This is a genomic window from Albimonas donghaensis (genome assembly GCF_900106695.1).
GTDB lineage: Bacteria > Pseudomonadota > Alphaproteobacteria > Rhodobacterales > Rhodobacteraceae > Albimonas > Albimonas donghaensis.
On record NZ_FNMZ01000002.1, the window covers coordinates 637705 to 661381 of the forward strand.

Annotated in this window: 23 protein-coding genes; 15 read left to right on the plus strand and 8 right to left on the minus strand. The window is 71.7% G+C overall.

What is annotated here, in order from left to right:
* Positions 1–22 precede the first annotated feature (22 nt).
* The 5 genes from phnE (at position 23) to BLV24_RS08810 (ending at position 6204) form a co-directional block, all read left to right on the plus strand.
* Positions 23–2239, plus strand: a complete 2217-nt coding sequence (phnE, locus tag BLV24_RS22995) for a phosphonate ABC transporter, permease protein PhnE (RefSeq protein WP_342707984.1) — start codon at positions 23–25, stop codon at positions 2237–2239.
* 10 nt (positions 2240–2249) lie between these two features.
* Positions 2250–2861 (plus strand): DapH/DapD/GlmU-related protein, encoded by a 612-nt coding sequence (locus BLV24_RS08795; RefSeq protein ID WP_092680774.1) that lies wholly within the window; start codon positions 2250–2252, stop codon positions 2859–2861.
* 10 nt (positions 2862–2871) lie between these two features.
* Positions 2872–3990: a TIGR03364 family FAD-dependent oxidoreductase gene (locus tag BLV24_RS08800; protein WP_092680775.1), complete on the plus strand. Its 1119-nt coding sequence runs from the start codon at positions 2872–2874 to the stop codon at positions 3988–3990.
* A gap of 63 nt (positions 3991–4053) precedes the next feature.
* On the plus strand, positions 4054–4839 hold the full coding sequence (gene phnX, locus BLV24_RS08805; protein WP_092680776.1) for a phosphonoacetaldehyde hydrolase: 786 nt from the start codon (positions 4054–4056) through the stop codon (positions 4837–4839).
* Between the two features lie 603 nt (positions 4840–5442).
* Positions 5443–6204, plus strand: coding sequence for a TSUP family transporter (locus BLV24_RS08810; protein ID WP_092680777.1), 762 nt, complete (start codon positions 5443–5445; stop codon positions 6202–6204).
* Positions 6205–6238: 34 nt separating this feature from the next.
* Here the strand turns inward: BLV24_RS08810 and BLV24_RS08815 are convergent, their stop codons facing one another.
* Positions 6239–6913, minus strand: a complete 675-nt coding sequence (locus BLV24_RS08815) for a methyltransferase domain-containing protein (protein WP_092680778.1) — start codon at positions 6911–6913, stop codon at positions 6239–6241.
* Between the two features lie 221 nt (positions 6914–7134).
* On the opposite strand from BLV24_RS08815, the gene BLV24_RS08820 reads away from it, so the two are divergent.
* On the plus strand, positions 7135–7482 hold the full coding sequence (locus tag BLV24_RS08820; RefSeq protein WP_143040266.1) for a hypothetical protein: 348 nt from the start codon (positions 7135–7137) through the stop codon (positions 7480–7482).
* A gap of 10 nt (positions 7483–7492) precedes the next feature.
* On the opposite strand, the gene BLV24_RS08825 is transcribed toward BLV24_RS08820, so the two are convergent.
* The 5 genes from BLV24_RS08825 to BLV24_RS08845 all read right to left on the minus strand — a co-directional run bounded on the left by BLV24_RS08825 (position 7493) and on the right by BLV24_RS08845 (position 12818).
* Entirely contained in the window at positions 7493–8332 is an 840-nt protein-coding gene (locus BLV24_RS08825; protein ID WP_092680780.1) for a DUF1217 domain-containing protein, read from the minus strand.
* A 39-nt stretch (positions 8333–8371) separates the two neighbouring features.
* Complete coding sequence (gene flbT, locus BLV24_RS08830) at positions 8372–8782, minus strand: flagellar biosynthesis repressor FlbT (RefSeq protein WP_092680781.1); 411 nt, start codon at positions 8780–8782, stop codon at positions 8372–8374.
* Positions 8782–9222, minus strand: coding sequence for a flagellar biosynthesis regulator FlaF (gene flaF / locus BLV24_RS08835; protein WP_092680782.1), 441 nt, complete (start codon positions 9220–9222; stop codon positions 8782–8784). Before flaF ends, flbT begins: the two co-directional genes overlap by 1 nt.
* Positions 9223–9555: 333 nt before the next feature.
* On the minus strand, positions 9556–11127 hold the full coding sequence (locus tag BLV24_RS08840) for a flagellin N-terminal helical domain-containing protein (RefSeq protein WP_092680783.1): 1572 nt from the start codon (positions 11125–11127) through the stop codon (positions 9556–9558).
* Positions 11128–11372: 245 nt separating this feature from the next.
* Positions 11373–12818 (minus strand): FliI/YscN family ATPase, encoded by a 1446-nt coding sequence (locus BLV24_RS08845; protein WP_092680784.1) that lies wholly within the window; start codon positions 12816–12818, stop codon positions 11373–11375.
* 105 nt (positions 12819–12923) lie between these two features.
* Here BLV24_RS08845 and flgB point away from each other — a divergent pair, with 105 nt between their 5' ends.
* The 9 genes from flgB (at position 12924) to BLV24_RS08890 (ending at position 20489) form a co-directional block, all read left to right on the plus strand.
* Entirely contained in the window at positions 12924–13334 is a 411-nt protein-coding gene (flgB, locus tag BLV24_RS08850; RefSeq protein ID WP_092680785.1) for a hypothetical protein, read from the plus strand.
* Between the two features lie 193 nt (positions 13335–13527).
* A complete protein-coding gene (flgC, locus tag BLV24_RS08855; protein ID WP_092680786.1) occupies positions 13528–13920 on the plus strand; it encodes a flagellar basal body rod protein FlgC in 393 nt (130 codons plus the stop codon).
* A 43-nt stretch (positions 13921–13963) separates the two neighbouring features.
* Positions 13964–14272 (plus strand): flagellar hook-basal body complex protein FliE, encoded by a 309-nt coding sequence (fliE, locus tag BLV24_RS08860; RefSeq protein WP_092680787.1) that lies wholly within the window; start codon positions 13964–13966, stop codon positions 14270–14272.
* Positions 14273–14422: 150 nt separating this feature from the next.
* Complete coding sequence (locus BLV24_RS08865; protein ID WP_092680788.1) at positions 14423–14695, plus strand: flagellar biosynthetic protein FliQ; 273 nt, start codon at positions 14423–14425, stop codon at positions 14693–14695.
* A gap of 269 nt (positions 14696–14964) precedes the next feature.
* Positions 14965–15729 carry a lysozyme family protein gene (locus BLV24_RS22825; protein WP_143040267.1) on the plus strand — a complete coding sequence of 255 codons (765 nt, stop codon included), beginning with the start codon at positions 14965–14967 and terminating at the stop codon, positions 15727–15729.
* Position 15730: 1 nt separating this feature from the next.
* Positions 15731–17821 carry a flagellar biosynthesis protein FlhA gene (gene flhA / locus BLV24_RS08875; protein ID WP_092680790.1) on the plus strand — a complete coding sequence of 697 codons (2091 nt, stop codon included), beginning with the start codon at positions 15731–15733 and terminating at the stop codon, positions 17819–17821.
* Between the two features lie 319 nt (positions 17822–18140).
* On the plus strand, positions 18141–18980 hold the full coding sequence (locus BLV24_RS08880) for a flagellar biosynthetic protein FliR (protein WP_245710468.1): 840 nt from the start codon (positions 18141–18143) through the stop codon (positions 18978–18980).
* Between the two features lies 1 nt (position 18981).
* The gene (locus BLV24_RS08885; RefSeq protein ID WP_092680791.1) at positions 18982–20082 is read left to right on the plus strand and encodes an EscU/YscU/HrcU family type III secretion system export apparatus switch protein; all 1101 of its coding nucleotides are present in this window, start codon (positions 18982–18984) and stop codon (positions 20080–20082) included.
* Positions 20079–20489: a hypothetical protein gene (locus BLV24_RS08890; protein WP_092680792.1), complete on the plus strand. Its 411-nt coding sequence runs from the start codon at positions 20079–20081 to the stop codon at positions 20487–20489. Before BLV24_RS08885 ends, BLV24_RS08890 begins: the two co-directional genes overlap by 4 nt.
* 1277 nt (positions 20490–21766) lie before the next feature.
* Here BLV24_RS08890 and BLV24_RS08895 read toward each other — a convergent pair.
* Positions 21767–22846, minus strand: coding sequence for a flagellar motor switch protein FliG (locus BLV24_RS08895; RefSeq protein ID WP_092680793.1), 1080 nt, complete (start codon positions 22844–22846; stop codon positions 21767–21769).
* Positions 22843–23667 (minus strand): flagellar type III secretion system pore protein FliP, encoded by an 825-nt coding sequence (locus BLV24_RS08900; RefSeq protein ID WP_425426086.1) that lies wholly within the window; start codon positions 23665–23667, stop codon positions 22843–22845. Before BLV24_RS08900 ends, BLV24_RS08895 begins: the two co-directional genes overlap by 4 nt.
* Positions 23668–23677 lie beyond the last annotated feature (10 nt).

Consider the following 23677-nt stretch of genomic DNA (forward strand, 5'->3'; position numbering starts at 1 on the left):
GTATCCGAACCCGAGGCCCTCGATGACGCTCGCCGCTCTCGAAACCGAGATCGTCCGCCAGACCCGCCGGCGGCAGATGTATTCCGGCCTGGTCGTGCTGCTGATCGCGGCGGTGCTGATCTCGGGCTTCGATCTGTCGAACTCGATGAATTCCGGGTCGTTCTGGAACGGGATGGGGCAGTTCTTCGACTATCCCGCGGGCCTTCTGGCCGAGACCTGGGCGAAGATCGGCGAGTTTCCCGGCCTGCTGTGGCGGTTCCTGCCGGCGTTGCTGGAGACGCTGAACATCGCGGTGGCGGCGACGCTGCTGGGCGGCGCGGGGGCGGCGGTGCTGTCGCTGGCCGCGACCCCGAACCTGGGCGCGCCGGCCTGGCTGCGGCTGCCGGTGCGCCGCTGCCTGGACGTGATGCGCGCCTTCCCCGAGCTGATCATCGCGCTGTTCCTGATCTTCGTGCTGGGCACCTCGCCGGTGCCGGCGATGATCGCGGTGGCCTTCCACACCGTCGGCGCGCTGGGGAAACTGTTCTCCGAGGTCAACGAGAACATCGACGTGAAGCCGATGGAGGGCCTCGCGGCCTCCGGCGGATCGTGGTTCCAGCGGGTGCGCTACGGGGTGATCCCGCAGGTGGCGCCCAACTGGCTGAGCTATTTCCTGCTGCGGCTGGAGATCAACGTCCGCGCCTCGGCCATTCTGGGCTTCGTGGGCGCCGGCGGGATCGGGACCGAGCTGCGCCGGACCATCGGCTGGGGGCAGGGCTCGGGCGATGAGACCATCGCGCTGTTCGTGCTGCTGGTGACCTCGATCTTCCTGATCGACCAGCTGTCCTCCTGGGGCCGGGCGCGTCTGGCCGGCAAGGCCGGACAGGGCGAGGAGACGGAGGCCCAGACCGAAGCCGGGGGCGAGGACCGCGTGGCCCGCGCCCATGCCCATGTGCGCCGCCGGATGCTCGCCACCATGGCCGCGCCGCTGCTGGCGGTGATCTATCTCGGCTACGCCTGGGTGGCGTTCGACGTGAACGGGCTGATCGCCTCGGCGCGGCCGGAGCGGGCGGCGCTGCTGGCCACGGACTCGGTCATGTACAAGGTCCATGTGGAGGAAGACCTGCGCCGCGGCGGGCTCGAAGTGGCAGTGGAGGGCGAGCGCATGGCGACCTACGCCGCCGACGCCTGGCCCGACTGGGTGCGGGCCGCCCCCGACGCCGGCGAGACGGCGCTGGACGTCGACCTGGGCGATGGCTGGCGGGTGCTGATGAACGGCCCGGTGATCTTCGTCGACGCGCCGGGCTATGGCGAGATCCGGGTCGAGGCCGTGGACCGCCGGATCGAGGCGACGCTGCCCCCCGGCCCGGTCCCCGACTGGATCAAGCTGTCGGACAAGAAGTTCGACGCCCGCCCCGAGCTGGGCAAGCGCATCCAGATGAGCTCGGCCAAGGTGGAGTTGCACCGCTACTACTGGGGCTGGGAGAATTTCTGGTTCGACTTCGACTCGCCGCTCAGCGGCCTGTCGGCGGGCGAGGTCTGGGCGCTGGCCTGGTCGGATGAGCGCGTCGACCCGCTGATGTCCAACGCCGCCTTCATCTTCGACGAGTTCCGCGGCAATTCCGGCTGGCAGCATGGCGAGGTGTTCCAGGCCCTGCTGGAGACCATCATGATGGCGGTGCTGGGCACGCTGGTCGCGGCCTTCGTGGGGCTGCCGCTGGCCTTCCTCGCGGCCTCCAACTTCACGCCGCACCAGGGGCTGCGCTTCGTGGTGCGGCGGGGCTTCGACCTGCTGCGCGGGATCGACATGCTGATCTGGTCGCTGATCTTCATCCGGGCCTTCGGGCTGGGGCCGCTGACCGGCGCGCTGGCCATCGCCTTCACCGATACCGGGAGCCTGGGGAAACTGTTCTCCGAGGCGCTGGAGAACGTGGACGACAAGCAGATCGAGGGCGTGCGCGCCACCGGCGCCACGCAGTTCCAGCGCTACCGCTTCGGGGTGATCCCGCAGATCCTGCCGGTCTTCGTGAGCCAGGTGCTCTACTACCTCGAATCCAACACCCGCTCGGCCACGGTCATCGGCGCGCTGGGCGCGGGAGGCATCGGGCTGATGCTGGTGGAGACCATGCGCACGTCGCGCGATTGGGAGAACACGCTCTACATCATCGTGCTGACCATCCTCGTGGTCTTCGCGATGGACGCCCTGTCCGGCTGGCTGCGTCGCCGGCTGATCCAGGGCGGCGAGCCGCGCGAAGCGTGAGGAGACGGGAATGGCGAAGCTGAGCGGGGCGCCCTGGATCGACCCGACCGCGCGGGTGGTGGACTCGGTGCTGGGCCGCTGCACCGAGATCATGGCGGGCTCGACCCTGCTGGAGGTGGAATTCGGCGACTATTCCTACTGCGCCGGGCGCAACGAGATCGCCTATTCGCGGATCGGGAAGTTCGCCAACATCGCCTCGGGCTGCCGGATCTGCCCGACCAACCATCCCTATCAGCGGGCCTCGCTGCATCATTTCATGTATCGCGCCGCGAGCTACTGGGACGACGCCGAGGATGAGGCGGAGGTGTTCGAGGAACGTCGCCGCAACGGCGTGACCGTCGGGCATGACACCTGGTTCGGCTACAACGCCGTCATCATGCCGGGGGTGAGCGTCGGCGACGGCGCCATCGTGGCCGCGGGCGCGGTGGTGACCAAAGACGTGGCCCCCTACACGATCGTCGGCGGGGTCGCGGCCTCGGAGATCAAGCGGCGGTTCCCCGAAGGGGTCGCGGCGCGGCTTCAGGCGCTCGCGTGGTGGGACTGGGATCACGCCACGCTTCGCGCTAGGCTTCAGGACTTCCGGGAGCTTCCGGTCGAGGCTTTCCTCGAAAAATACGAATGAGCGCAATGCGATGAGCTATGATCTCGCGGTCATCGGGGCCGGTGTGCTCGGCCTTGCGCACGCGCTGGCCGCGGCGCGGCGGGGCAAGCGGGTGGTGGTGATCGACCGCGACGCGCAGGCCAACGGCGCCTCGATCCGCAATTTCGGCTTCGTCACGGTGAACGGCCAGCAGGCGGGCGATTGCTGGGCGCTGGCGCGGCGCACGCGCGAGATCTGGGCGGAGGTCGCTGAGGCCGCCCGCATCCCCATCCTCCATCGCGGAATGCTGGTCACGGCCCGCCGGCCGGAGGCGGAGGCGGTGATCGACGCCTTTCTCGAAACCGACATGGCGCGGCAGACCGACTGCCGCCGGATGACGCGGGACGAGGCCGCGGCGCTCGCCCCGCTGTCGGCTTCCGTCTCCGCCGCGCTCTGGTCCCCGACCGAACTGCGGGTGGAGAGCCGCGAGGCCATTCCCGCGCTGGCCGCCTGGCTGGCGGCGGCGCATGGGGTCGAGTTCCGACGCGGCGTCGAGGTCCACGCCGTGCAGACGCCGCGGCTTGAGACCTCCGCCGGCGTGATCGAGGCGGAGACGGTGATCTGCTGCCCCGGCGACGACTATTCCGGGCCCTTCGCCGACCGGCTCGCGGCCTATGGCCTGACCCGCTGCAAGCTGCACATGCTGCGGATCCGCCCCGAGACCCCGGTGCGGCTGGAGGCGGCGGTGATGTCGGATCTCGGCCTCGCCCGCTATCTCGGCTACGCGGAACTGCCCGAGGCGCGCGCCCTCGCCGCCCGGCTGGACGCGGAGCAGCCGGAGCAGCGCGCCAACGGGGTGCATCTGATCGTCGTGCGCTCGGCCGACGGCTCGCTGGTGGTGGGCGACAGCCACCATTACGCGGCCACGCCCGATCCGTTCGCGCCGCAATCGGTGGACGCGCTGATCACGGATGAGATGGAGGCCACGCTGGCGCTCGGCCCCTGGCGGGTGGCGGAGCGGTGGCTGGGAACCTACGCCTCGGCCCCGGATCGCTGGCGGCTGACCGACGCGCCGGATGCGGCGACGCGGGTGGTGATCGTCACCGCGGGCTGCGGCGCGTCCACCGGATTCGCCATCGGCGAGGAGACGGTGGCGGGGCTGTTCGACTGACCGTCGATCGATGGGCCGCGGATCGACTGACCGCGGAGCGGAGTAACGGGAAAGGACCCGGGCATGAAATTCCAGGCCGCCGTGTTCGACTGGGCCGGCACGATGATCGACTTCGGCTCCTTCGCGCCGATGGGGGTGTTCGTGGAGGCGTTCTCGCGCTTCGGGATCAAGGCGACCATCGCCGACGCCCGCGGACCGATGGGACGGCCCAAGCGGGCGCATATCCAGGCCATGCTGGCGCAGAACGGCATTCGCCGGCAGTGGGAGGCGGCGCATGGCGGCGCCCCGACCGAGGCCGATGTGGACGCGATCTACGAGATCTTCGTGCCGATGAACGAGGAGGTCGCGCCGCGCTACGCGGCGCTGGTGCCCGGGGCCAAGGGCGCCGTCGACCAGCTGGCGGCGCGGGGGATCCGTGTGGGCTCGACCACCGGCTACACCCGCTCGATCATGGCGCGGGTGCTGCCGGCGGCGGCGGCGCAGGGCTATGCGCCCGAATGCGTGGTCTGCGCCGATGACGTGGCGGACGGGCGGCCGGGGCCGGGGCAGATGCTGCGGGCGATGGAACTGCTGGGCGTGACCGATGGCGCGGCGGTGGTGAAGGTGGACGACACCGAGCCGGGCATCGCCGAGGGCGTGGCGGTCGGCGCGCTGACCGTGGGCGTGGCGATGTCTGGCAACCATGTGGGCCTGACGCCCGAGGACCTGGCGGCGTTGCCGGCTCCGGAGCGCGAGCGGCTGCGGACCCGCGCCACCGAGGCGCTGCGCGGCGCCGGGGCCGACCATGTGATCGACACGGTCGCCGACCTGCCGGCGCTGCTCGCGATGCTGGAGCACGTCCGGGCCTGAGCCCCCGCCCTACGCCCCCTGCGCCGGGCGCCGCGTCGCGGTCGCGCGGGTGGCCTCCGGTCGCCCGCGGCGCGCGGAGGCGGGGGCGCCGGACGGGACCGTCGCAGGCGTCGGGGCGGGGGCGAGAAACGAGCGGGGGCGAGACCGCGACGCGGCGCCGGGGGGGCGAAGGCCTTTTTCCGCGTTCCCCCCGCCCGATGCGGCGGAGCCGGCGCGCGCATGTGCCGGGCGAGCCTCCCCGCATTGGCCGCGCCGCAGGCCTGCGGGCGCCGGACGCGTTCCCCCGGCGCCCTTACGCCCGTCCGCCCTTTTCGTCCGTCCGTTCCTATGCCGCCCGGCCAGGTGTCCGCCCCCACGTGTCCGCCCCCCCGCGTCCTGCGCAGGCGCCGATCTCTTCCCACCGGCGCCCGCCCGGCGACGGCGCCGCCCCGCGCCCCCGTCGCCGCGCCGCGCGGGCGCCCGGGCGCCGACCTTGGTCGGGTCGACGCGCGGCTCCCGTCCGAGGGGCTTGACCCAGCGGCGCGGGGAAGGGATGGGAAGTGGCGGGAGGGCCCTGTCGCCGTCGCGCGCCCCCTCGCGCCGATCCCGCCCGGATGCCGCCCCATGCCCGCCGACCTGCTCTCCCTGCCGCCCGAACTGACGCCCGCGATCTTCGCGCTGATCACGGCGGCGAGCTTCTGCACCTCGTTCCTCACCGCGGCCTTCGGGCTGGGCGGAGGCGTGGCGATGCTGGCGATCCTCGCCTCCGTGCTGCCGCCCGCGGCGTTGATCCCGGTGCATGGGCTGGTGCAGCTCGCCTCCAATACCGGGCGCGCGGCGTCCATGGCCTCGCATATCCGGTGGGAACGGCTCGCGCCCTTCCTGGTCGGGGCGCTGATCGGAGCCGGCGCGGGGGGCTCGGTCTCGGTCAGCCTGCCGGGGCCGGTGGTGGAGATCGGGGTCGGGGTCTTCGTCGCCTGGTCGGCGCTCGCCACCCCGCCCGCGGCGCTGGCGAGGGCGGCGGGGCCGGCGGGGTTCGTCTCCAGCTTTCTGACCATGTTCTTCGGCGCCACCGGCCCTTTCGTGGCGGCCTATGTCAAAACCCTGCGGCTCGACCGCATGTCCCATGTCGCCACCCATGCCGCGATGATGACCGGGCAGCACCTGATCAAGGTCGCCGTCTTCGGCCTGCTGGGCTTCGCCTTCGGGCCGTGGCTGGGGCCGGTCGCGGCGATGGCGGCGGCGGGACTGGCGGGGACGCTGGCGGGCAAGCGGTTCCTCGCCCGCTCCAACGACGCGCGGTTTCACCGGATCCTGACCTGGATCCTGTGCCTGCTGGCGGCGCGGCTGGTGGCGGCGGGCGCGATGGACCTGCTGGCGATCTGAGCGGCGCGCGACCGCCCCGCCGTCTCCCGCCCCCTCAGGCCGGGCGGCGGGCGATCAGGCGCAGCATACGGGCCGGGCCCTGGTGGCGCGGGCCCTCGTCCAGCGTGACCAGCCCTTCCAGAAGCTCCTCGGCCACGAGGCCCTCGGCGGCGGTCCAGGCCTCGACCTCCACGTCCTGCCAGCGCTGGGCGGAGCGTTCCGGCCCGGGGCCGCCGCCGTCGCCGCCGAAGCCCTCCAGCACCAGGCGCCCGCCGGGGGCGAGCGCGGCGGCGGAGGCCGCGAAGGCCGCCCGGCGCAGGGTTTCCGGCCCCTGCAGGTGGATCAGCGCGACGAGATCCCAGCGCCGCGCCCTGGGCGACCAGGCGGTGAGATCGGCGGCGAAGCGCTCCGCCTCGACGCCGGCGGCGCGGTCGCGGGCCTCGGCCCGGCGCACGGCCTCGGGGGCGAGGTCGAAGGCGGTCACCACAGGGCCCTGGCGGGCCAGCCATGCGGAATTGCGTCCGTCCCCGTCGGCGATCAGCAGGGCCGAGGCAGGGGCCGAGACCGGCGAGGGCCGGGCCAGCGCCATGCGCAGCCACAGGTTCGGGGTCTCGCCGAAGAGCCCGCCCTCGGCCGCGAGGTAGCGCGCGTCCCAGTCAGGACCGGAGCCCCCGCCAGGCGCGGCGGCGAGGCCGGGGCCCGGCGGGGAGAAGGCGTCTGGGTCGCTCATGGCCGCGATGCTAGCGCGCGGCGGCGCCCGCCGCCATGCGAAACGCGCGGAGGGGCGGGGGAGGCGGGTGCGGGAGGGAACGGGCGTCGATGAAACCCGCCAGAGGCCGCTGAACCCTGGAATGATGGCCGTCGTGGAGGCGCCTGACGCTCGCGCCCTTGATCGCGCGGCTCATACGCCCGACCCGGCCGTGGCTCCAGGGGGGGCGCGTTGGCGAGACGATGGTCGATGCCGTGTTCCTGGCGGACGCGGCCGGAGATGCGCGCGAAGGCAACCGCGGCGCCCCGATGACCGCGCACGAGGCGGGATCGTCGGCTGAAGCGCATAGAGGCGATCTTCCAGCGGCGACAGGCGACGACCACCGCTTCGTCTTCGACGCTGAGCGCCGTCGAGCCTGCTTCGCGCGGTCCCACGGGACGGCCGGCGCGGCGCAAGCCCGCTTCCGCCGCTTCGCCATCGTCTTCGGGTTGACGCCGCAGCGCTTCGACAGCGCCCTCAGGCGCTCCGAGCTGGCCTGGGTCGCCCGTCGGACGGCCGCAGGCGGAGATCTGCGCCGCGGCGCGGGATGAAAGCGGAAGGTCAGAACCGTGACTGAACCAGGCTCGCGAAGCTGGATCCAGCCTGCTGAAGCAGGCTCAACGCCGCCGTGCCGCGCGTCGCCGAGGTCGGACCATTGTTCACCGCGTCGCGGGCCAGGAAGCGCCGAATAAGCGCTTCGACATTCTCGGGGTCCGCGAAGGCCTCGACCGAGTCGGTGCCGAAGAGCTCGCGGGTCTTGTCCTGCAGGGTCTCGCGTTGCTTGTCGATGTCGATCTGCGAGAAGGAATCGGGCAGGCCATACGCGGTCTGCAGCACTTCGCGGAGCGGAAGATCGCCCATCACCGAGAACCACACCGAATCGGGGGTGGCGGACTTGGCCGCCGTCTCCGCGAACCCCTCGAGCTCTCGCCTTGCGTTCAGGGCTAGTCGCAAGGACGAGTCGGACTCGCCGACCGCAGTGTCGAAGCTGCGTTCCTTGTAGGCGGCGACGATGTCGCCGGCGAAGCCCGGGTCCGCGACCCGCGCACCGGTGATGTCCCCGTAGCCGAAGGCCCGGGCCATTTTCTCATAGCTGTCATCGACCAGCTTCACGGCGAAGCTCTCCGGGTCGAGGGTGTTGCTTTCAAGCGCCTTGCGGATGAAAGCGCGCTTGTCGATCTCGGATTCCAGGCCGAAGGCGGTCAGGGCGACATTGAGCAGGCGATGGTCGGCGACCAGATCCGCCGGGCTGGTCGCCTTGCTCACATTCTCCGCGAAATAGGCGGCCTCACGCTCGATATCCGGACTTTTTTCGAATGTCGCGCGCTGCGTGTTCTCGACCCGCTGAAGCAGCAGCCATCCGGCCACGCCGCCAAGCGGAAGCACCGGTGCGAAAGCCATGTCTCCGTCTCCTGGTTGGCGCGTCGGATCGCGCGGAGGCTATTCGGCCGCCGAGGCGGCGGCGAGCAGACGCTCCTCCCGCGGGAGGAGCGTGCGCAGGGTTTTCAAGGCCTGGTAGTAGTGCTCGGCCACCACATGCTCGGTCGCCTCGGTCAGACGCGCGCGGCTGTCGGGGTCATCGAAGACCTGGCTGAGCTGCTCGATGCCCATCAGGAGCTGGCGACGGGCTTCCACCGGCTCGGCCTCGCCAGCCAGCACCAACTGGGCGATGTAGCAGACCCGTCGGACCGGCGTGGTCACCTCATGCGGGTGGATGGCGTCGCGCAGGCGCAGCACGTTGGCCTCGGGAGACAGAATGTTGATACGGGTGCGTCGCGGCCCGTTCTCCATCACCACGCCGTTGACCATGACCCGCTCTCCGGGTCCGAGCTTCAGGATCAGGCCCGGCATCAGTCGCGCTCCGTCCCGCCGCGCAGGCCCTTCATGACCGCGGCGTTGACTTCGATCAGGGCGGACGCGTCGGCCTGCTTGTTCAGAACAAGCTGAGAGTGCTTCTCCACGAAACCGGCGAGAGAGATCAGGCTGGCGCGCAGAGGATCCGGCAGCCCGTTGCCGTCGGTGGCGAGGTCCGTAGCCAGCGTCAGCCAGAGCCGGAGATTGTCGTGCACCGCTTCGGCCAGCTTGAAATAGGCGAGCCTGTCGCCCTCCGCATGGCGGGCGGAGGCGTCGGAAAGCCGGTGGGTGGCCCGCGCGAAGACCCGGTATTCGGCCTGTCGCGGCGTGAGCACCGAATCGCGGGCGTCGCCATAGGCCGCGCCGGGGGCGGAGCCTGGGCCCGCGCCGGCCCGTCCGGCGGCGGAGCGATGGGAAAGGGTCGCGTGGGTTGTCATGTCGGGTCCTCGGGCACGCGCGCCGGCCCTGCCGGGCGCCGATCTGCTCTTCAGTCCGCCGCCGACGCGCTTCGGGCGTCGTCAGGAACCCCGCCCGTCGCCGCATCGCCCGGAAGAAAGAGCGGACGGCGCGATCGCACCTGGGAGGCTTTTCGGGGAGACCGCCGTCGCGACTGGGCGAGGTTGCGGCCTGCATCCGCGCATCCGGCGCTCGCGTGCGCTTCGGCGCGGCCCGATCGGCGAGGCCAGGTCCCGGGCGGGCGCGCCGCACCGCATGCGCGGGCGCCTGGGGGACGGAAAGGCCGGGAGGATCCCGGCCTTTCCTGGCTTGCGTCAGCGGAAGAGCGACAGGACGCTCTGCGGGGCCTGGTTGGCGATCGACAGAGCCTGGACGCCGAGCTGCTGCTGAACCTGCAGCGACTGAAGGCGGGCCGAAGCCTCTTCCAGGTTCGCGTCAACCAGGGCGCCGATGCCCGACGTGAGCGCATCCGACAGCTTCGAGACGAAGTCCGCCTGGATGTCGATCCGCCCCTGGACCGAACCGAACTCGGCGGCGGCGTCGATCGAGGTCTGGATCAGGCTCTCGATGTTGGCCAGCGCGTTCTCGGCGCCCTCGGCGGTCGACACGTCGATCCCGTCGAGCCCGACCAGGCCGCCGGAAGCGACGCCGCCGGAGCCGTCATCCACCGTCAGCGCGATGTCGGCGGTGTTGTCATTGTCGATCTGGATCGTCGGCGGCTCGGAGACCGGATCGTCCGAGAGGTTCACCTGCACCGACACGCCGTCGATGCCGCCAGCGTCGATCACCCGCTTCAGACCGGTCGCCACGTCGTTGAGCGTGTCGCCGTCCTTGGCCGTGTAGTCGAAGCTCTGACCGCCGAGGGAGATGCGGAAGCCGTCGCCCTCGTTGACCACGCCGCCGGTGTTGCCGGCGCCGCCGAGCGACACCGTCTCCGCCCGGGCGGTCAGGGTGCCGGTGGCGCCGGCCGCCAGGGCCGCCTGCGCGCCGCCCGCGTCGGGGTCGACCACCACGGTGGTGGAGCCGGAGGTGCCGTCGATATCGATCGTGTCGAAGCTGTTGGTCGAGGAGATGGTCACCTCGCCCGCGCCGGACACGGCCGTGGTCACGCCTTCGACGCCGAGATTGGCGAGACCGGCGGCCACGATGTCGTCCAGATCGGCGACCGCGATCACGCCGCCGGTGTTGTTGGTGTAGCTGAACTGCTGATCCGCGAAGTTGATGGTCAGCGTGTCCGTGTCCGCCAGGTCGGTCGCCAGCGTGATGGTGGCGTCGTTGGCGGCCGAGGACAGGGTTGCGCCCGCGCCCACGGTGTAGGTGCCGTCATCGGCGACGGTGCCGATGCGGTCGATGGCGTCCGCGGTCTCGACCGTTCCGGCCTCGCCGGTCAGGTTCTGGCCGGTGAAGGAGATCGAAGACGAGCTCACCGAGCCGTCGCCCGAACGATCCAGCGACGACAGCACCGAGGTGGCGTCATAGCTGTCGACCAGGTTCTTGCCGTTGAACTGCGCGGCGCCGAGGACCGAGTTGATCTGCGAGGTCAGCGCCTCGATATCGGTCTGGATCTTGGCGCGGTCGACGTTCTCTTCCTGCGAGGAGACGATCTTGCCCTTGATGTCGGTCAGCAGCTCGGTGACCGTTTCCGCCGCCTGACGGCCGACCGCCACGGTGGAGGAGCCGAGCGAGAGCGACTCGGAGATGCCCTTGAAGCCCTTCACGTCGGACTGCATGACCGAGGAGATGGCCCACACCGCCGCGTTGTCCTTGGCGTTGCCGACCTTCTTGCCGGTGGAGATCTGGGACTGAATGCCCTCGAGGTTCTTGTTGATGCCGTTGAGCGTCTGCAGCGCAACCATCGCGCTGTTGTTCGTCAGAATGCTAGCCATTGCTGCGTATTCCCGTAGCCGGCGACGCATGTCGCGCCGCTGTTTCAATATCGTCCAAGCTTCGCGTGGACGAAGAGAACCGCCGTTCTGACGGAGCGCATCGGGCGTTCGACCCGCCGCGCCGGCCCACCCTGAGGCCGCCGAGGGGGACTTTTGACGGGAAAGTCATAACGGGGAGTTACCGGCCCCACCGCAGATCGCTGCAATCCTAGCGACCTGGCGCGCCGCACGCGAAAGCCCAGGGATCACGCCCCGGATGACGCAGCGACTTCAGGCGCCTTCGCCTCCTCCTCGTCAACGTCGGAGGGCGCGCCAGCCTCGGACGAAGCGCTCTGCGCGGCGCTCTCCCGTTCCGCGGCCAGGTCGGCGCCCGATTCGTCGAGCGCTTCCGCCAGCCGCGCGAAGCTGTCCGCGGGTCCTTCCGGCGCCTGGGCCGCGCAGAAAGCGTCCAGCGCAGGGTGCAGACGCACGGCGCGATCCGATTCGGGATCCGCGCCCTCCCGCCACAACCCGGCCTGGAGCATCGGCTCGGCTTTCTCATGCAACCCGAAGACGCGACGCGCGACGCCGATCAGACGATTCTCCGCCGGGCTCGCGCAGGCGGGCAGCGACCGCGACACCGACCGCCCCACATCCACCGCGGGGAAACGTCCGCGCTCGGCGATGCCGCGTTCCAGCACCGTATGGCCGTCGAGCAGCCCTCGGGTCATGTCGGCCACCGGCTCCTCCATGTCCGAGCCCGCCACCAGCACCGAGAAAATGCCGGTGATGTCGCCGCGACGCCCGTCCATCCGCTCCGGCCCCGGGCCTGCACGCTCGACCAAGGCGGCGAGCATGGCGGCGGTGGAGGGCGGGTAGGCGCGCAGCGACGGCGGCTCCCCCGCGGTCAGGGCGACCTCGCGATGCGCCTCGGCGAAACGGGTGAGGCTGTCGACCAGCAGCAGGACGTGTCGCCCCGAATCGCGCAGGCGCTCGGCCACGGCCATCGCGGTCCACGCGGCGCGGCGCTTGACCAGGGGGGACTGGTCGGAGGTCGCGCAGACCACGACGGAGCGGGCCAGCCCCTCGGCGCCCAGCACGCCCTCGGTGAACTCGCGCAGCTCGCGCCCACGCTCGCCGATCAGCGCGAAGACCACGCAATCGGCCTGAACGCCGCGCGCGAGCGCCCCGAGAAGGCTGGACTTGCCGACGCCGGAGCCGGCGAAGAGACCGATTCGCTGCCCCTGCACCAGCGGCAGCAGCGTGTCGAAGACGGAAAGCCCCGTGGCCAGCCGCGCGCCCAGGCGCGCGCGTCGCATCGGATCGGGCGCGGGCGGGCGCAGGCGGACGGCCTCGGGCCCCTGGCGCAGGGGGCGGCCGTCCATGGGCGCGCCGAACGCGTCGATCACCCGGCCGATCCAGGCGTCGCAGGGGCGCAGGCCGGGATCGGGGGTCAGCGTCACCGCGTCGCCAAGCCCGATTCCATAGGAGGGACCATAGGTCATCACCGTCGCCTTGCCGTCGGCGAGGGACACGATCTCGCCCTCCAGCGGGGGCGCGTCGCGGGCGGTGACCTCCACCCGGTCGCCCAGACGCGCGCGGGGGGCGAGACCCATCGCGGTCACCGCTCCGCCATCCACCCGCGTGACGCGCCCTATGCGACGCATCGCGGGCAGGCTGCGCAATTCCGCGCCGAGATGTTCGAGATCCATAAAATCAGGGCCTCCTGCCCCTGCCGATCGCTGCCGCCGGTTACGACTTGTCAACGAACGCAGGTTAATCCCCGGTTTCGAAGCCACCGGAGGAGAAACCCCGAGATGAGCGTCGGACTGAAGATTCTATCCCTGGCCGAATCGCTGGCGAGCTTTGCTTCCGCCCGGCAGACGGTGCTGTCGCGCAACGTCGCCCATGCGGATACGCCGGGCTACCGCGCCCAGGACCTCACCCCGTTTTCGCAGACCTATCAGGCGATGGAGGCGTCGGAAGACGGTCTCGCCTTTCGTCCGCACGCCACGCGGGCCGGCCATTTCGACCCGTCGGCGGAGCCCTCGGGCGCCGAGACGATTCGGGAGGCCTCCCGCGGCGCGGTTTCGCCCAACGGCAACGACGTGTCGCTGGAGGACCAGATGGTCCGCGCCTCGGAAACCCGGCTTCAGCACGAACTGGCCCTGGGGGTCTGGCGCAAGTCGCTGGACATTCTGCGCGCCGCGATCACCCCGCCGAGATGAGGTCGATCATGTTCGTCGACGCCCCGGGCGCTCCGGCCGCCTCCCCCTTCCCCGATCGCGGACCCGTCTCCGGTTCCGATCCCGCACCCGACCGGCGCGCTGCGGCTGGACCGGCGCGCCCGCATCCTGCGCGGCGCGCTCCGGCCTTTCTGCGGCCGAATCCGTTTCCGTCCCCTGAACAGGAGCCCGCGCCATGAGCGATCTCGTCCAGGCGATGGCCGCCTCGGCCAGCGGCATGCAGGCGCAATCCGCCCGCCTGCGGCTGAGCGCCGAGAACCTGGCCAACGCCGACACCCCCGGCTACCGCCGCAAGACCGTGCCGTTCGAGGCGCTGGATCCCGAAAGGGCCGCCGGCGCCGCCGTCCGGATCGGCCGGCTGCGGCTCTTCCAGGGGGATCTGCCGGTGATCCACGACCCCTCCCATCCGCTCGCCGACGACCAGGGCGAATACGAGGGATCGTCGATCGACCTGATGACCGAAATCGCCGATTCCCGGGAGGCGCAGCGCAGCTACGAGGCCAACCTCAAGCTGCTGGAGCAAGCCCGCCAGATGAGCCGCGGCCTGCTCGACCTGCTGCGCCGCTGATCCCCCACATTCCAGACACCCCCTCTCCAGAACGGAGCTCCCCATGAGCGTTTCAGACAGTCTCGCCGCCCGGTTCTACCAAGGCCTCGCCCCCGCCGTCGGCCCCAGCGCGCCCCCGACCCGCGATCCGGGCGCCTCCTCCGGCTCCGGCGCCCTGGGCGAGGCCGCGCGCGGCTTCCTCGACACCCTCCGTTCGGGCGAGACCACGGCGATGAAGGGCCTGTCCGGCTCCGCGGACATGCAGTCGGTGGTGACCGCGCTGGCCGCGACCGAGATCGCCGTCCAGACCGCGGTGACCATGCGCGACAAGGTCGTCGAGGCCTACCAGGAAATCCTGCGCATGCCGGTCTGATCCGGCCTGCGCGACCTGCCCGCTCGCGGCCCGCGCGCCGCCGCCGGGGAACGGAAACGGCCCCCGTCCAGGAGACATGCCCCCGATGCCCCGCCCGCGCCCCGACGCCGCGAACGGCCCGAGCCGAAGGCCGTCCCGAAAGGCGCCGCGATGACCGACGCGATCCTGTTCGACATGCTCAAGCAGGGGCTGTGGGCCGCTATTCTCTCGGCCATGCCTATCCTGTCGGTGGCGCTGATCGTGGGCCTGGCCATCGGCCTGGTGCAGGCGCTGACCTCGATCCAGGAGATGACGCTCACCTTCGTGCCCAAGCTCGCCGCCATCGGCGCGACCTTCTGGCTGGCCATGGAGTTCATGAGCGCGGCCTTCCTCGACCTGTGGCGGGACAACCTGATCCCGCTGATCGCTTCGGGCGCCGCATGACCGCCCGGCGCGCCCCTCCGACCTCTCCGCCCGGCGCCCCGGTTTCCGTGGGGCGCGAAGCCGTCCTCGTCTCCGCCTTGCGGAGACATCCGGCCGCCTCGGCGGCCGGGCGCGGACGCGTCCGCGCGGACGGCGGGCCGCGATCCGCGCCGGCGCGACGCCTCCGACGGCGACTCGCGCTGGTCGCCCTCGCGGTCCTGGCGGCGGCCTCCACCTTCCCCGCCCCCCGCGCCGCCGCGGCCGCCCCCCCCGACCCGCGCCTGCCCGCGATGTGCGAAGCCGCCGCCCGACGCGCCGCGGCCGCCGAGGACGTGCCGCTGCGCCTGCTCCGCGGCATCTCGCTGGCCGAGACCGGGCGCAAGCGCGACGGCCGCTTCCAGCCCTGGCCCTGGACCGTGAACATGGAGGGCGAGGGCCGCTGGTTCGACGCCCCCGGCCCCTTGCTCGAATGGGTGCGCGCGCGGCAGGCGGCCGGGGCCCGCAGCTTCGATCTCGGCTGTTTCCAGGTGAACCATCTTTGGCATGGCGAGGCCTTCGAGGGGCTGGAGCAGATGCTCGACCCCGAGGCCAACGCCCGCTACGCCGCCCGCTTCCTGCGCGCCCTGCGCGACGAGACCGGCAGCTGGGAAACCGCGGTCGGCTATTACCATTCGCGCACCCCCGACCTCGCCGCGGGCTATCGCGCCCGGGTGCTGCGAATGGCCGACCTGCCCGCGCCGGACCTGCCCGGCGGCTTCGCGCTCGGCCCCGGACTTGTCCCCGGTCGCGGCGTCATGGGCCCGCCGCGGGGCGGCTCGCTGCTGGCCGCGCCGGGCCCGGCGCCCTCGATGCGCCTGTTCGCCAGCATCTCGCCCGGCGCGCGCCGGGAGGCCGCGCTGCGCGACGCCCACGCCGACGCCCACGCCGACGCCGCCGCGGCCAGCCTCGCCCATGCCTGGCTCTCCTCCGCCGCCGCCCCGCCCAGCCTGATCGCCGCCCCGGGCGGCGGCCTGCTGCGCCGCGCCCGGCCGATCCTCGGCGAAGGACCCCGCTGACATGCCCAAACTGACCGTCGCAGAGCTCTACCAGCCGACCGTCCTGCTGGCGCTGGCGCTCATGGCCATCATCGTGATGATGATCCTGCCGATGCCCTCCTGGGTGCTGGACGTGGGGCTCGCCGCCTCCTTCGGCATCGCCATCCTGATCTTCACCAACGTGCTGTTCATCGAGCGGCCGCTGGATTTCTCGGCCTTTCCGACGATCCTGCTCGCCTCGCTGATGCTGCGCCTGTCGCTCAACGTCAGCTCCACCAAGCTTATCATCGGCGAGGGGCATACCGGCACCGGCGCCGCCGGAGGGGTGATCGAGGGCTTCGCCATGTTCGTCATGGGCGGCTCGGTCTATCTCGGGCTGGTGGTGTTCGGCGTGCTGCTGATCGTGAATTTCATCGTGATCACCAAGGGCGCCGGCCGCATGGCCGAAGTCGGGGCCCGCTTCGCCCTGGACGGCATGCCGGGCAAGCAGCTGGCGATCGACAGCGACATGGCCGCCGGCGCCATCTCGCATGACGACGCCCGCACCCGCCGCAAGATCGAGCAGGAGGAGACCACGTTCTTCGGTTCGCTCGACGGCGCCTCCAAGTTCGTCAAAGGCGACGCGGTGGCGGGGCTGCTGATCACCCTGCTCAACCTGCTGGTCGGGCTGGGGATCGGGGTGCTCGGCCATGACATGCCGCTCGACCGGGCGTTCGAGACCTATGCGATCCTCACCGTCGGCGACGGGCTGGTGACGCAGATCCCGGCGGTGATCATCTCCATCGCCACGGCGCTGCTGCTGGCCAAGGGCGGGATGATGGGCTCGGTCGACCGCGCCCTGATCGGCCAGCTGGGCGGGTTCCCGGCGGCGCTGGCCACGGTCGCGGCGCTGATGGCCGCCTTCGCGCTGGCGCCCGGCCTGCCCTTCCTGCCCTTCGTCGGCGGCGCCGGGCTGCTGGGCGGGGCCGCCTGGCTGGCCTGGAGGGAGCAGGCGGCGAAGCGCGCCCGCGAGGCGGTGGAGCAGAAGGGCGAGCCCGCCGCCCAGGCCCGGGCCGAACGGCCGCTGGGCGACGTGCTCGATCTCGACGAGATCCATGTGGAATTCGCGCCCGACCTGGTGGCGACGGTGATGGACGAGGGCACGGGCCTCGGCGCCCGCATCGCCAACATGCGCAACCACGTGGCGCAGGTTTACGGCGTGGTGATCCCCGAAATCCGCCTGACCGACGAGGAGACCCTGCCGCCCGGCGGCTACGCCATCCGCATCCAGGGGGTGGAGATCGTCCGCGCCTTGCTGGAGCCTGACAAGACGCTGATCCTGCTGGGCGATTCCCCCGACGGCGCGCCCCCCGGCCGCGACGTGAAGGAACCCGTCTACGGCGCCCCGGCCCGCTGGATCGACCCCGCCCTGCAGGAGGACGCGGCGATCCTCGGCCTGCCGGTTGTGTCGCCGACCGAGGTCGTCGCCACCCATCTTCTGGAAACGGTGAAGGAGAACTTCGCCCGGCTGTTCTCGCGTCGCGCGCTGCGCAAGCTGATGGACAGTTTCGTGAAGGTCTCCGATCCGCAGCGGGCCGAGGCGAACCGGCGGATCCTCGACGAGTTCATCCCCGAGAAAGTGCCCGTGGACCTGCTGCAAACCGTGCTTCGGCTGCTGCTGGAGGAGAAGGTCTCCATCCGGAACCTGCCGCTGATCCTCGAGGCGATCGCGGAAAGCCGCAGCCAGCTGGGCGCGCCCGAGGCGATCGCGGAGCATGTGCGCCAGCGCCTCGGCTTCCAGATCGTGGCCGAGATGCTGGAGGAGGACGGCGCGCTGCCGCTGATCCAGCTTTCGCCCGAGTGGGAGGAGACGTTCTCCGCCCACGAGCTGAAGGATGGCGAGGGCGCCGGCGACGTGGCGCTGCCGCCGTCGGAGTTCAACCGGCTGGCCGCGGCGGTGGCGGACAAGGTCGCGAAGGCGGGCGCGGACGGGCGCTATCCGGCGATCGTGACCTCCACCCGCCGGCGGCGCTTCCTGCGCACGGTGCTGTCGGCCAAGGGGGTGCGCAACCCGGTTCTGAGCTTCGAGGAGATCGGCGCGTCCGGTCGTCCGACGCTGCTGGGGCAGGCGTGACCGTCGGCGCCCGCCTTCGCCCGCAGCTGCGGCGTCCGGGTTCGGAAGCCGGCGCCGAACCGCGCGCAAGCCGCGCCCGCGCGCCGCGCCGGCGCTGGACCGGAGTCGCATTCGGCGCCGTCGCTTCGTTCAGGCGGCGTGCCGAACCGAAAGACGCTCCGCGACCTTTCGGCCTGGCGCCGCGATCCGACCGCCTGGCGCCGCCGGCCGCATGCCGCCGCGCAGCGGGGGCGCCTCGCGCAGGGCGCGAGGGCATGCGGGCCTCGCCCGCATATGCGGCCCTCCCCCGCGCTTGCCGATCGGCCGGGGGCTGAGCGCGATGGACCCGGAGATGATCGCCGCCCTCGCCCGCCTTTTCGGCGCCTCCGAACATATCGCCCGCGTCGGCGAGACGCCGATCCATGCGCTTGTCGCCGTCTTCGCCCGGGTCGGCGCGGTCGTCGCGCTGCTGCCCGGTTTCGGGGAGCGCACCCTGCCCGCGCGGGTGAAGCTCGCCGCCGCGGTGATGTTCACCATGGCCATCTGGCCCGCGGTCGTGCCGCTGGCCGAGGAAGCGGTCGCCGCCGGTCGCCCCGGGCTCGCCGACGGCGCCCCGATTCCCCTGTTCCGCGCGCTGATGGCGGAGGCGGCGGTCGGCCTGATGCTCGGCATCGCGGTGCGGCTGACGGTCATGGCCCTGCAGCTCGCCGGCGCCATCGCCGCCCAGGCCACCTCCGTCTCCCAGATCGCCGGCGCCCAGGTCACCCCCGACCCGATGCCCGCGCTGGGGGCCTTGCTGGTGGTCGCGGGCATCGCGCTGGCCATGCATCTGGGCCTGCACGTGAAGGCGGTGGCGCTGCTCGCCCGGTCCTACAGCGTCGCGCCGCTGGGCGAGTTTCCTCTGGCCGCCGATGTCGGGCGCTGGGGCGCGGCGCGGGCGGGGGCCGCCTTCGACCTCGCCGTCTCGCTCGCAGCCCCCTTCGTGGTCGCGTCCTTCGCCTACAATCTCGCGCTCGGGGCCATCAACCGCGCCATGCCGCAGCTGATGGTCGCCTTCGTCGGCGCCCCCGCCATCACCGCCGGCGCCCTGTTCCTGCTGTGGATCTGCGCGCCGGACCTGCTCGCCCACTGGCACACCCGGCTCGACGCCGCGCTCGCCGATCCGTTCGGGATCGACTGACATGGCCGGCAACGACGAAAGCGGCGAGAAAACGCACGAGCCGACGCCCCAGAAACTGGAGGACGCGCGCCGTCGCGGCGAAGTGCCCAAGTCCCAGGACGTGGCCGCCGCCGCCATCTATATCTTCGCCCTCGTGGCCTTCGGCGCCTTCGGAACCCAGGCCGCTATCGGCTCGGGCGAGGTGCTGGCCGGCATCATCGGCGCCTCGGACCTGCTGGCGGGGCGGCTTCTGGGCCCCGGCGGCGGCGCGCTGTCGCTGTCGCTGGTCGGCCAGGCCATCGGCCCGCTGATCCCGATCCTGCTCGCCCCCGCGGTCGCGGCGCTCATCGCCTACGCCGCCCAGCGCGCCATAGTGGCGGCGCCGGAGAAGCTCGCGCCCAAGCTGTCGCGCATCAATCCGATCTCCAACGCCAAGAACAAGTACGGCCCCACCGGGCTGGTCGAGTTCCTCAAATCCGCGGTCAAGCTCACCGCGATCTCGACCGTGCTGTTCCTGTTCCTGGTGGCCGAAACCGACCATATCGCCGCCCTGGTCCGCGCCGACGCCCGCGCCGTGGGGCCGGAGATGATGCGGGTCGGCATCTCGCTCCTGTCCGTGATCGCGGCCATCGCGGTGGTGATCGGCGCGATCGACTTCCTCTGGCAGCGCTTCGACCACGCCCGCAAGAACCGCATGTCCTTCCAGGAGATGAAGGAGGAGGTGAAGAAGTCCGAGGGCGATCCGACCATGAAATCGGAGCGTCGCCGCCGCGCCCATGCCATCGCCACCAACCGGATGCTGATGGATGTGCCCGACGCCGATGTGGTGCTGACCAATCCGACCCATGTCGCGGTGGCGCTCAAATGGTCGCGCAAGCCCGGCTCGGCGCCGGTCTGCGTGGCCAAGGGCGAGGACGACGTGGCCGCCGCCATCCGGCGCATCGCGGCCGAGAACGGGGTGCCGATCCACCATGATCCGCCAACCGCCCGCGCGCTGAACGCGGCCGTGGAGATCGGCGACGAGATCCTGCCCGAGCACTACCAGGCCGTCGCCGCCGCCATCCGCTACGCCCAGAAGATGCGCGACATCGCCCGGGATCGCGGTTGGGGGAGACCTTCATGAGCCGCGACCCCAAGGCGCTGGCCCGGCTGGCCGGTCTCGCCCGGATCGCGGAGCTGGCGCGGCTCGCGCGAATGGCGGAGGAGGCGCGGACCCGCGACCTGGCCGCCGCCGCCGCCGCGCGTCGGCAGGCCCGCGCCGCGGCGGAGGAGGCGAAACTCGCAGCCGAAGAGGCGCCGGAGGCCGCGCGCCTCGCCGCCGCCGCCCGCTGGCGCGAGGCGGAGCGGACCCGGATCCGCCAGGCCGTCGAGGCCGCGGACCGGGCGGAGACCGCAGCGGACGCCGCCCGCGATGACGCCGCGATGGGCATGGCTCGCCGCAGGGCGCTGGAGACCTTGGCGAAGCGCGCCGAGACCGCGCGACGCCGCGCCATGCAACGACGTCGGGAACAGGACGGCCAGCCGGATTGAGGCCCGTCGTCTCGTTCGATCTCCGCCATGGCGGGCCCTGATGGCGCGCGCTCCACGCGCTTGACGAGCGCCCGGAGGTCGGCGCCAAGCGCCCTGGACCCATCTTGGAACCGCGGGCCGGGTCGTGCATCCACGCGGGTTCCGGACGCGCAACCCGAGCGCGCGCCGCCTGCGCCTCAAGCATATCGCCCGGCAAGCCCAGGGCCACTGGGGTGGTTCACCGATCGTCCGCGCGACGTCCGGGCCGCCACGCCGCAAGTCAGGCCTCGCCGGAGGGGCGGCGGATGGAGCGGCTCGACATCACGCCCGATCCGCGGTGATCCAAGAGACCTGTTCCCTTGGCGCCTCGGTCCCGATCCCCGCACGCCATGGCGCAACCCAAGAGCGAAACAGGCGCCTCGAAACACCCGGCCAACCGCCTCCGAAGCGCACGTCGACGCCTTCCAGACCCGCTCCTTGAAGACGAATGGCCAATTCCAGGGATCGACGCGCCCTGCCAGGCGTTTCGCCAGGGCGGCCGCGTCGTCGGCGCCGCCATGGGAGCGAACACCGGTGTCGCCGCAAGCGCTGGCATGGCCATCGGCGCTCGGGCCAGGCGACTCGCGGACGTCGTGGAGATTTTCCGGCTGGCGCGGTCCAGTCGGAGGGTCAGAGAAATGGCCGCGCGTCGCCCGCGACACGCGACGCGGAAGAAAGGCTGCTGTCGGAAATGATGCCGCCTTCACGCCCTGCCCCACGCAGCGACTGATCCGCTCGGCCCGCCTCCAAGCCCAAGGCGCGGCGTCAGTCGCGCCAGTCATCGGGCATACGATCCGCCCCGGTTCCGGGGGCCGGGCCCTCACCGCCAGCCAGTTCGGCGACTGCGATGGACCCCGGCTTCGCCCGTCCCCCACGCCGCAACCAACGCGCATGAAACCAGGGGCCGCCGATGGCGCATCCCCAACGCCCCGCTCCGCCGGCGAAGCAGCCCCCCTAGGTCGAGATCTTGTCGCGGGCTCTGATGCGCCCGCCTTGCGCCCCCGATCCGGGAGACGCACCTCCCCGGACGCGCAAGTTCGCCATCCGGGAACCGCCCCCCCGCCCTGCGCTGATTGTCCAGAGCCCCCCACGCCCAGGCGAACCGCCCTCCTATTGGGCAGAAAGGGGACGCAGGGCGGGGCGATGCCGGGAGCGCAGCTCCCGCGCGAGGGCCGGCCGGCGCCCCCTCACGGCGCCTCGCCCATCCGTCCGGTCCGGCCGAAAACCACGCTTCGACCTCGCCCGCAATGAGGCCGGCTTCAGTCGTCGCCCGCGTCGATCTCGATCAGCTTGATCTCCCCGCGCCGCGCCAGGGTCTGAATCGCGTTGACGAGCGCGGCCTGCGCGGCCTCGCCCTCCTTCTGGCGCACGTCGGGCATGCCGTCGAGATCCTCGCGCAGACGCTCGGACAGGCGCTTGGCGATGTTGCCGAGGATGAAATCCGCCGACGGATTCTCCGTGGCCAGCGCCGATTTGAGCGCGGTCATCAGCACCGGCTCCTCGACCTCCTTCATCACCTTCGCGACGTCGCGCGGGTTCACGCGGCTGGCGATGTCGGCGAAGGTGAACATCACCCGCTGCACCTCCTGCGCCAGCTTGGAATCCACCGAATCCATGTGGCCCAAAAACGAATCCCGCGCCGTCGCGGAGACATGGTTCATCAGGCTCGCGATCAGCTCGGCCGGCTTGCGGGCCCCCTGGTTGCGCTCGATCACCGAGACGAAATCCTGCTCGATCGTCCTGGTGAGGATCTCCAGCGCCGCGTTGTCCGGGGTCGGCACGCGCGACATGCGCAGGACGATATCCTGCGCGAAGGCGGGTTCGAACCGCTCCAGCAGCCGCGCCGCCTGGTCGGAACGCAGCTTGGAGACCACAAGGCAGGCGACCTGCGGATGCTCCGCCGACAGCCAGTTTGACAACGGCGCGTCGGCGGAATCCGCCAGGCGCTGCCAGATCGTGCGCACCGAACGCGCGTCGATCTCCTCCAGCACACGGCTGAGACTGTCTTCGTCCAGAACCTGGCCGAGGAATTTCCGCGCCTCGTCCAGCCCGCCGCGCACCGAGAGCTCGTCGCCCATGGTCGCGAGGAACTCGCTGACCACCGCATCGACGACCGCGTGCGGCACGCCATTGAGCTTGGAAACCGCGGAGGCGAAACGCTTGATGTTGGCGTCGCCGAGATTGCGAAGGATCTCGGTCGCGGCTTCGGGCCCCAGAGCCACGATCACCACGGCGGCCTTCTGGGCCTGGCTCAGCAGGATCGCGGGCGAGGGCTCCTCTCCCCCCACGGGGGCGGGGACCGGCGCGCCCTTGGCGACCACCATCGCGCCTTCGCTCATGCTCCATACCCCCGGACCAGCGCCCCCGCGAGCAGCGGCCAGCCGTCGGCGGCCACGAAGAAGGCGAGTTTGAAGGGAAGCGACACCACCGCGGGCGGCACCATCATCATGCCCATGGACATCAACACAGAAGCCACCACGAGATCGATCAACAGGAAAGGCAGGTAGATCAGGAACCCGATCTCGAAGGCGCGTTGCACCTCGGAGAGCAGGAAGGCCGGGACCAGCAGGCTGGACGGCGCATCCGCCGGGGTCATCGCGCGCGGGTCAGGGGCCGGCGCGCCGTCGATCGGGGCGGCGGCGGGGCCCAGCGCCGCGGCGGGCACGGCCTCGGCCAGCGCCGACAGCGCGTCGGGGTCGACCCGGGCGGCCATGAAGGCGCGGAACGGGGCGAGAATGCGGGGCGCGGCCTGCTCGACGGTGATGTCCTCGGCCAGCAGCGGCTCGACTCCCGTGGTCCAGGCGGCGTCGATGACCGGGGCCATGACGAACCAGCTCAGGAACAGGGCCAGCGACACGATCAGCATGTTGGGGGGCGACTGCTGCAACCCGATGGCCGCGCGCAGGATCGACAGGACCGTCACCATGAAGGGGAAGCAGGTGACGGTGACGGCGATGGCGGGCGCGAGGCTGAGCACCGTCACCACCGCGAAGAGCTGGACGGCGCGGAGCGTCAGGCTGCCGTCGCCGCCCAGGTCGATGGCCACCTCCTGCGCGACCGCCGGGCCCGCGCCCCAGGCCAGCGCGAGCGCGGCCAGCGAAAGGGTGACGGCGATCGGCGCGGCGCGCCGGCGCAGCCCCGCCCAGGCGGACGGCCGCACGCTCGGCCGC

Coding starts and splice junctions, on each gene's coding strand:
- phnE (WP_342707984.1), top strand. CDS start 23: ATGACGCTCGCCGCTCTCGAAACCGAGATCGTCCGCCAGACCCGCCGG.
- BLV24_RS08795 (WP_092680774.1), top strand. CDS start 2,250: ATGGCGAAGCTGAGCGGGGCGCCCTGGATCGACCCGACCGCGCGGGTG.
- BLV24_RS08800 (WP_092680775.1), top strand. CDS start 2,872: ATGAGCTATGATCTCGCGGTCATCGGGGCCGGTGTGCTCGGCCTTGCG.
- phnX (WP_092680776.1), top strand. CDS start 4,054: ATGAAATTCCAGGCCGCCGTGTTCGACTGGGCCGGCACGATGATCGAC.
- BLV24_RS08810 (WP_092680777.1), top strand. CDS start 5,443: ATGCCCGCCGACCTGCTCTCCCTGCCGCCCGAACTGACGCCCGCGATC.
- BLV24_RS08815 (WP_092680778.1), bottom strand. CDS start 6,913: ATGAGCGACCCAGACGCCTTCTCCCCGCCGGGCCCCGGCCTCGCCGCC.
- BLV24_RS08820 (WP_143040266.1), top strand. CDS start 7,135: ATGGTCGATGCCGTGTTCCTGGCGGACGCGGCCGGAGATGCGCGCGAA.
- BLV24_RS08825 (WP_092680780.1), bottom strand. CDS start 8,332: ATGGCTTTCGCACCGGTGCTTCCGCTTGGCGGCGTGGCCGGATGGCTG.
- flbT (WP_092680781.1), bottom strand. CDS start 8,782: ATGCCGGGCCTGATCCTGAAGCTCGGACCCGGAGAGCGGGTCATGGTC.
- flaF (WP_092680782.1), bottom strand. CDS start 9,222: ATGACAACCCACGCGACCCTTTCCCATCGCTCCGCCGCCGGACGGGCC.
- BLV24_RS08840 (WP_092680783.1), bottom strand. CDS start 11,127: ATGGCTAGCATTCTGACGAACAACAGCGCGATGGTTGCGCTGCAGACG.
- BLV24_RS08845 (WP_092680784.1), bottom strand. CDS start 12,818: ATGGATCTCGAACATCTCGGCGCGGAATTGCGCAGCCTGCCCGCGATG.
- flgB (WP_092680785.1), top strand. CDS start 12,924: ATGAGCGTCGGACTGAAGATTCTATCCCTGGCCGAATCGCTGGCGAGC.
- flgC (WP_092680786.1), top strand. CDS start 13,528: ATGAGCGATCTCGTCCAGGCGATGGCCGCCTCGGCCAGCGGCATGCAG.
- fliE (WP_092680787.1), top strand. CDS start 13,964: ATGAGCGTTTCAGACAGTCTCGCCGCCCGGTTCTACCAAGGCCTCGCC.
- BLV24_RS08865 (WP_092680788.1), top strand. CDS start 14,423: ATGACCGACGCGATCCTGTTCGACATGCTCAAGCAGGGGCTGTGGGCC.
- BLV24_RS22825 (WP_143040267.1), top strand. CDS start 14,965: ATGTGCGAAGCCGCCGCCCGACGCGCCGCGGCCGCCGAGGACGTGCCG.
- flhA (WP_092680790.1), top strand. CDS start 15,731: ATGCCCAAACTGACCGTCGCAGAGCTCTACCAGCCGACCGTCCTGCTG.
- BLV24_RS08880 (WP_245710468.1), top strand. CDS start 18,141: ATGGACCCGGAGATGATCGCCGCCCTCGCCCGCCTTTTCGGCGCCTCC.
- BLV24_RS08885 (WP_092680791.1), top strand. CDS start 18,982: ATGGCCGGCAACGACGAAAGCGGCGAGAAAACGCACGAGCCGACGCCC.
- BLV24_RS08890 (WP_092680792.1), top strand. CDS start 20,079: ATGAGCCGCGACCCCAAGGCGCTGGCCCGGCTGGCCGGTCTCGCCCGG.
- BLV24_RS08895 (WP_092680793.1), bottom strand. CDS start 22,846: ATGAGCGAAGGCGCGATGGTGGTCGCCAAGGGCGCGCCGGTCCCCGCC.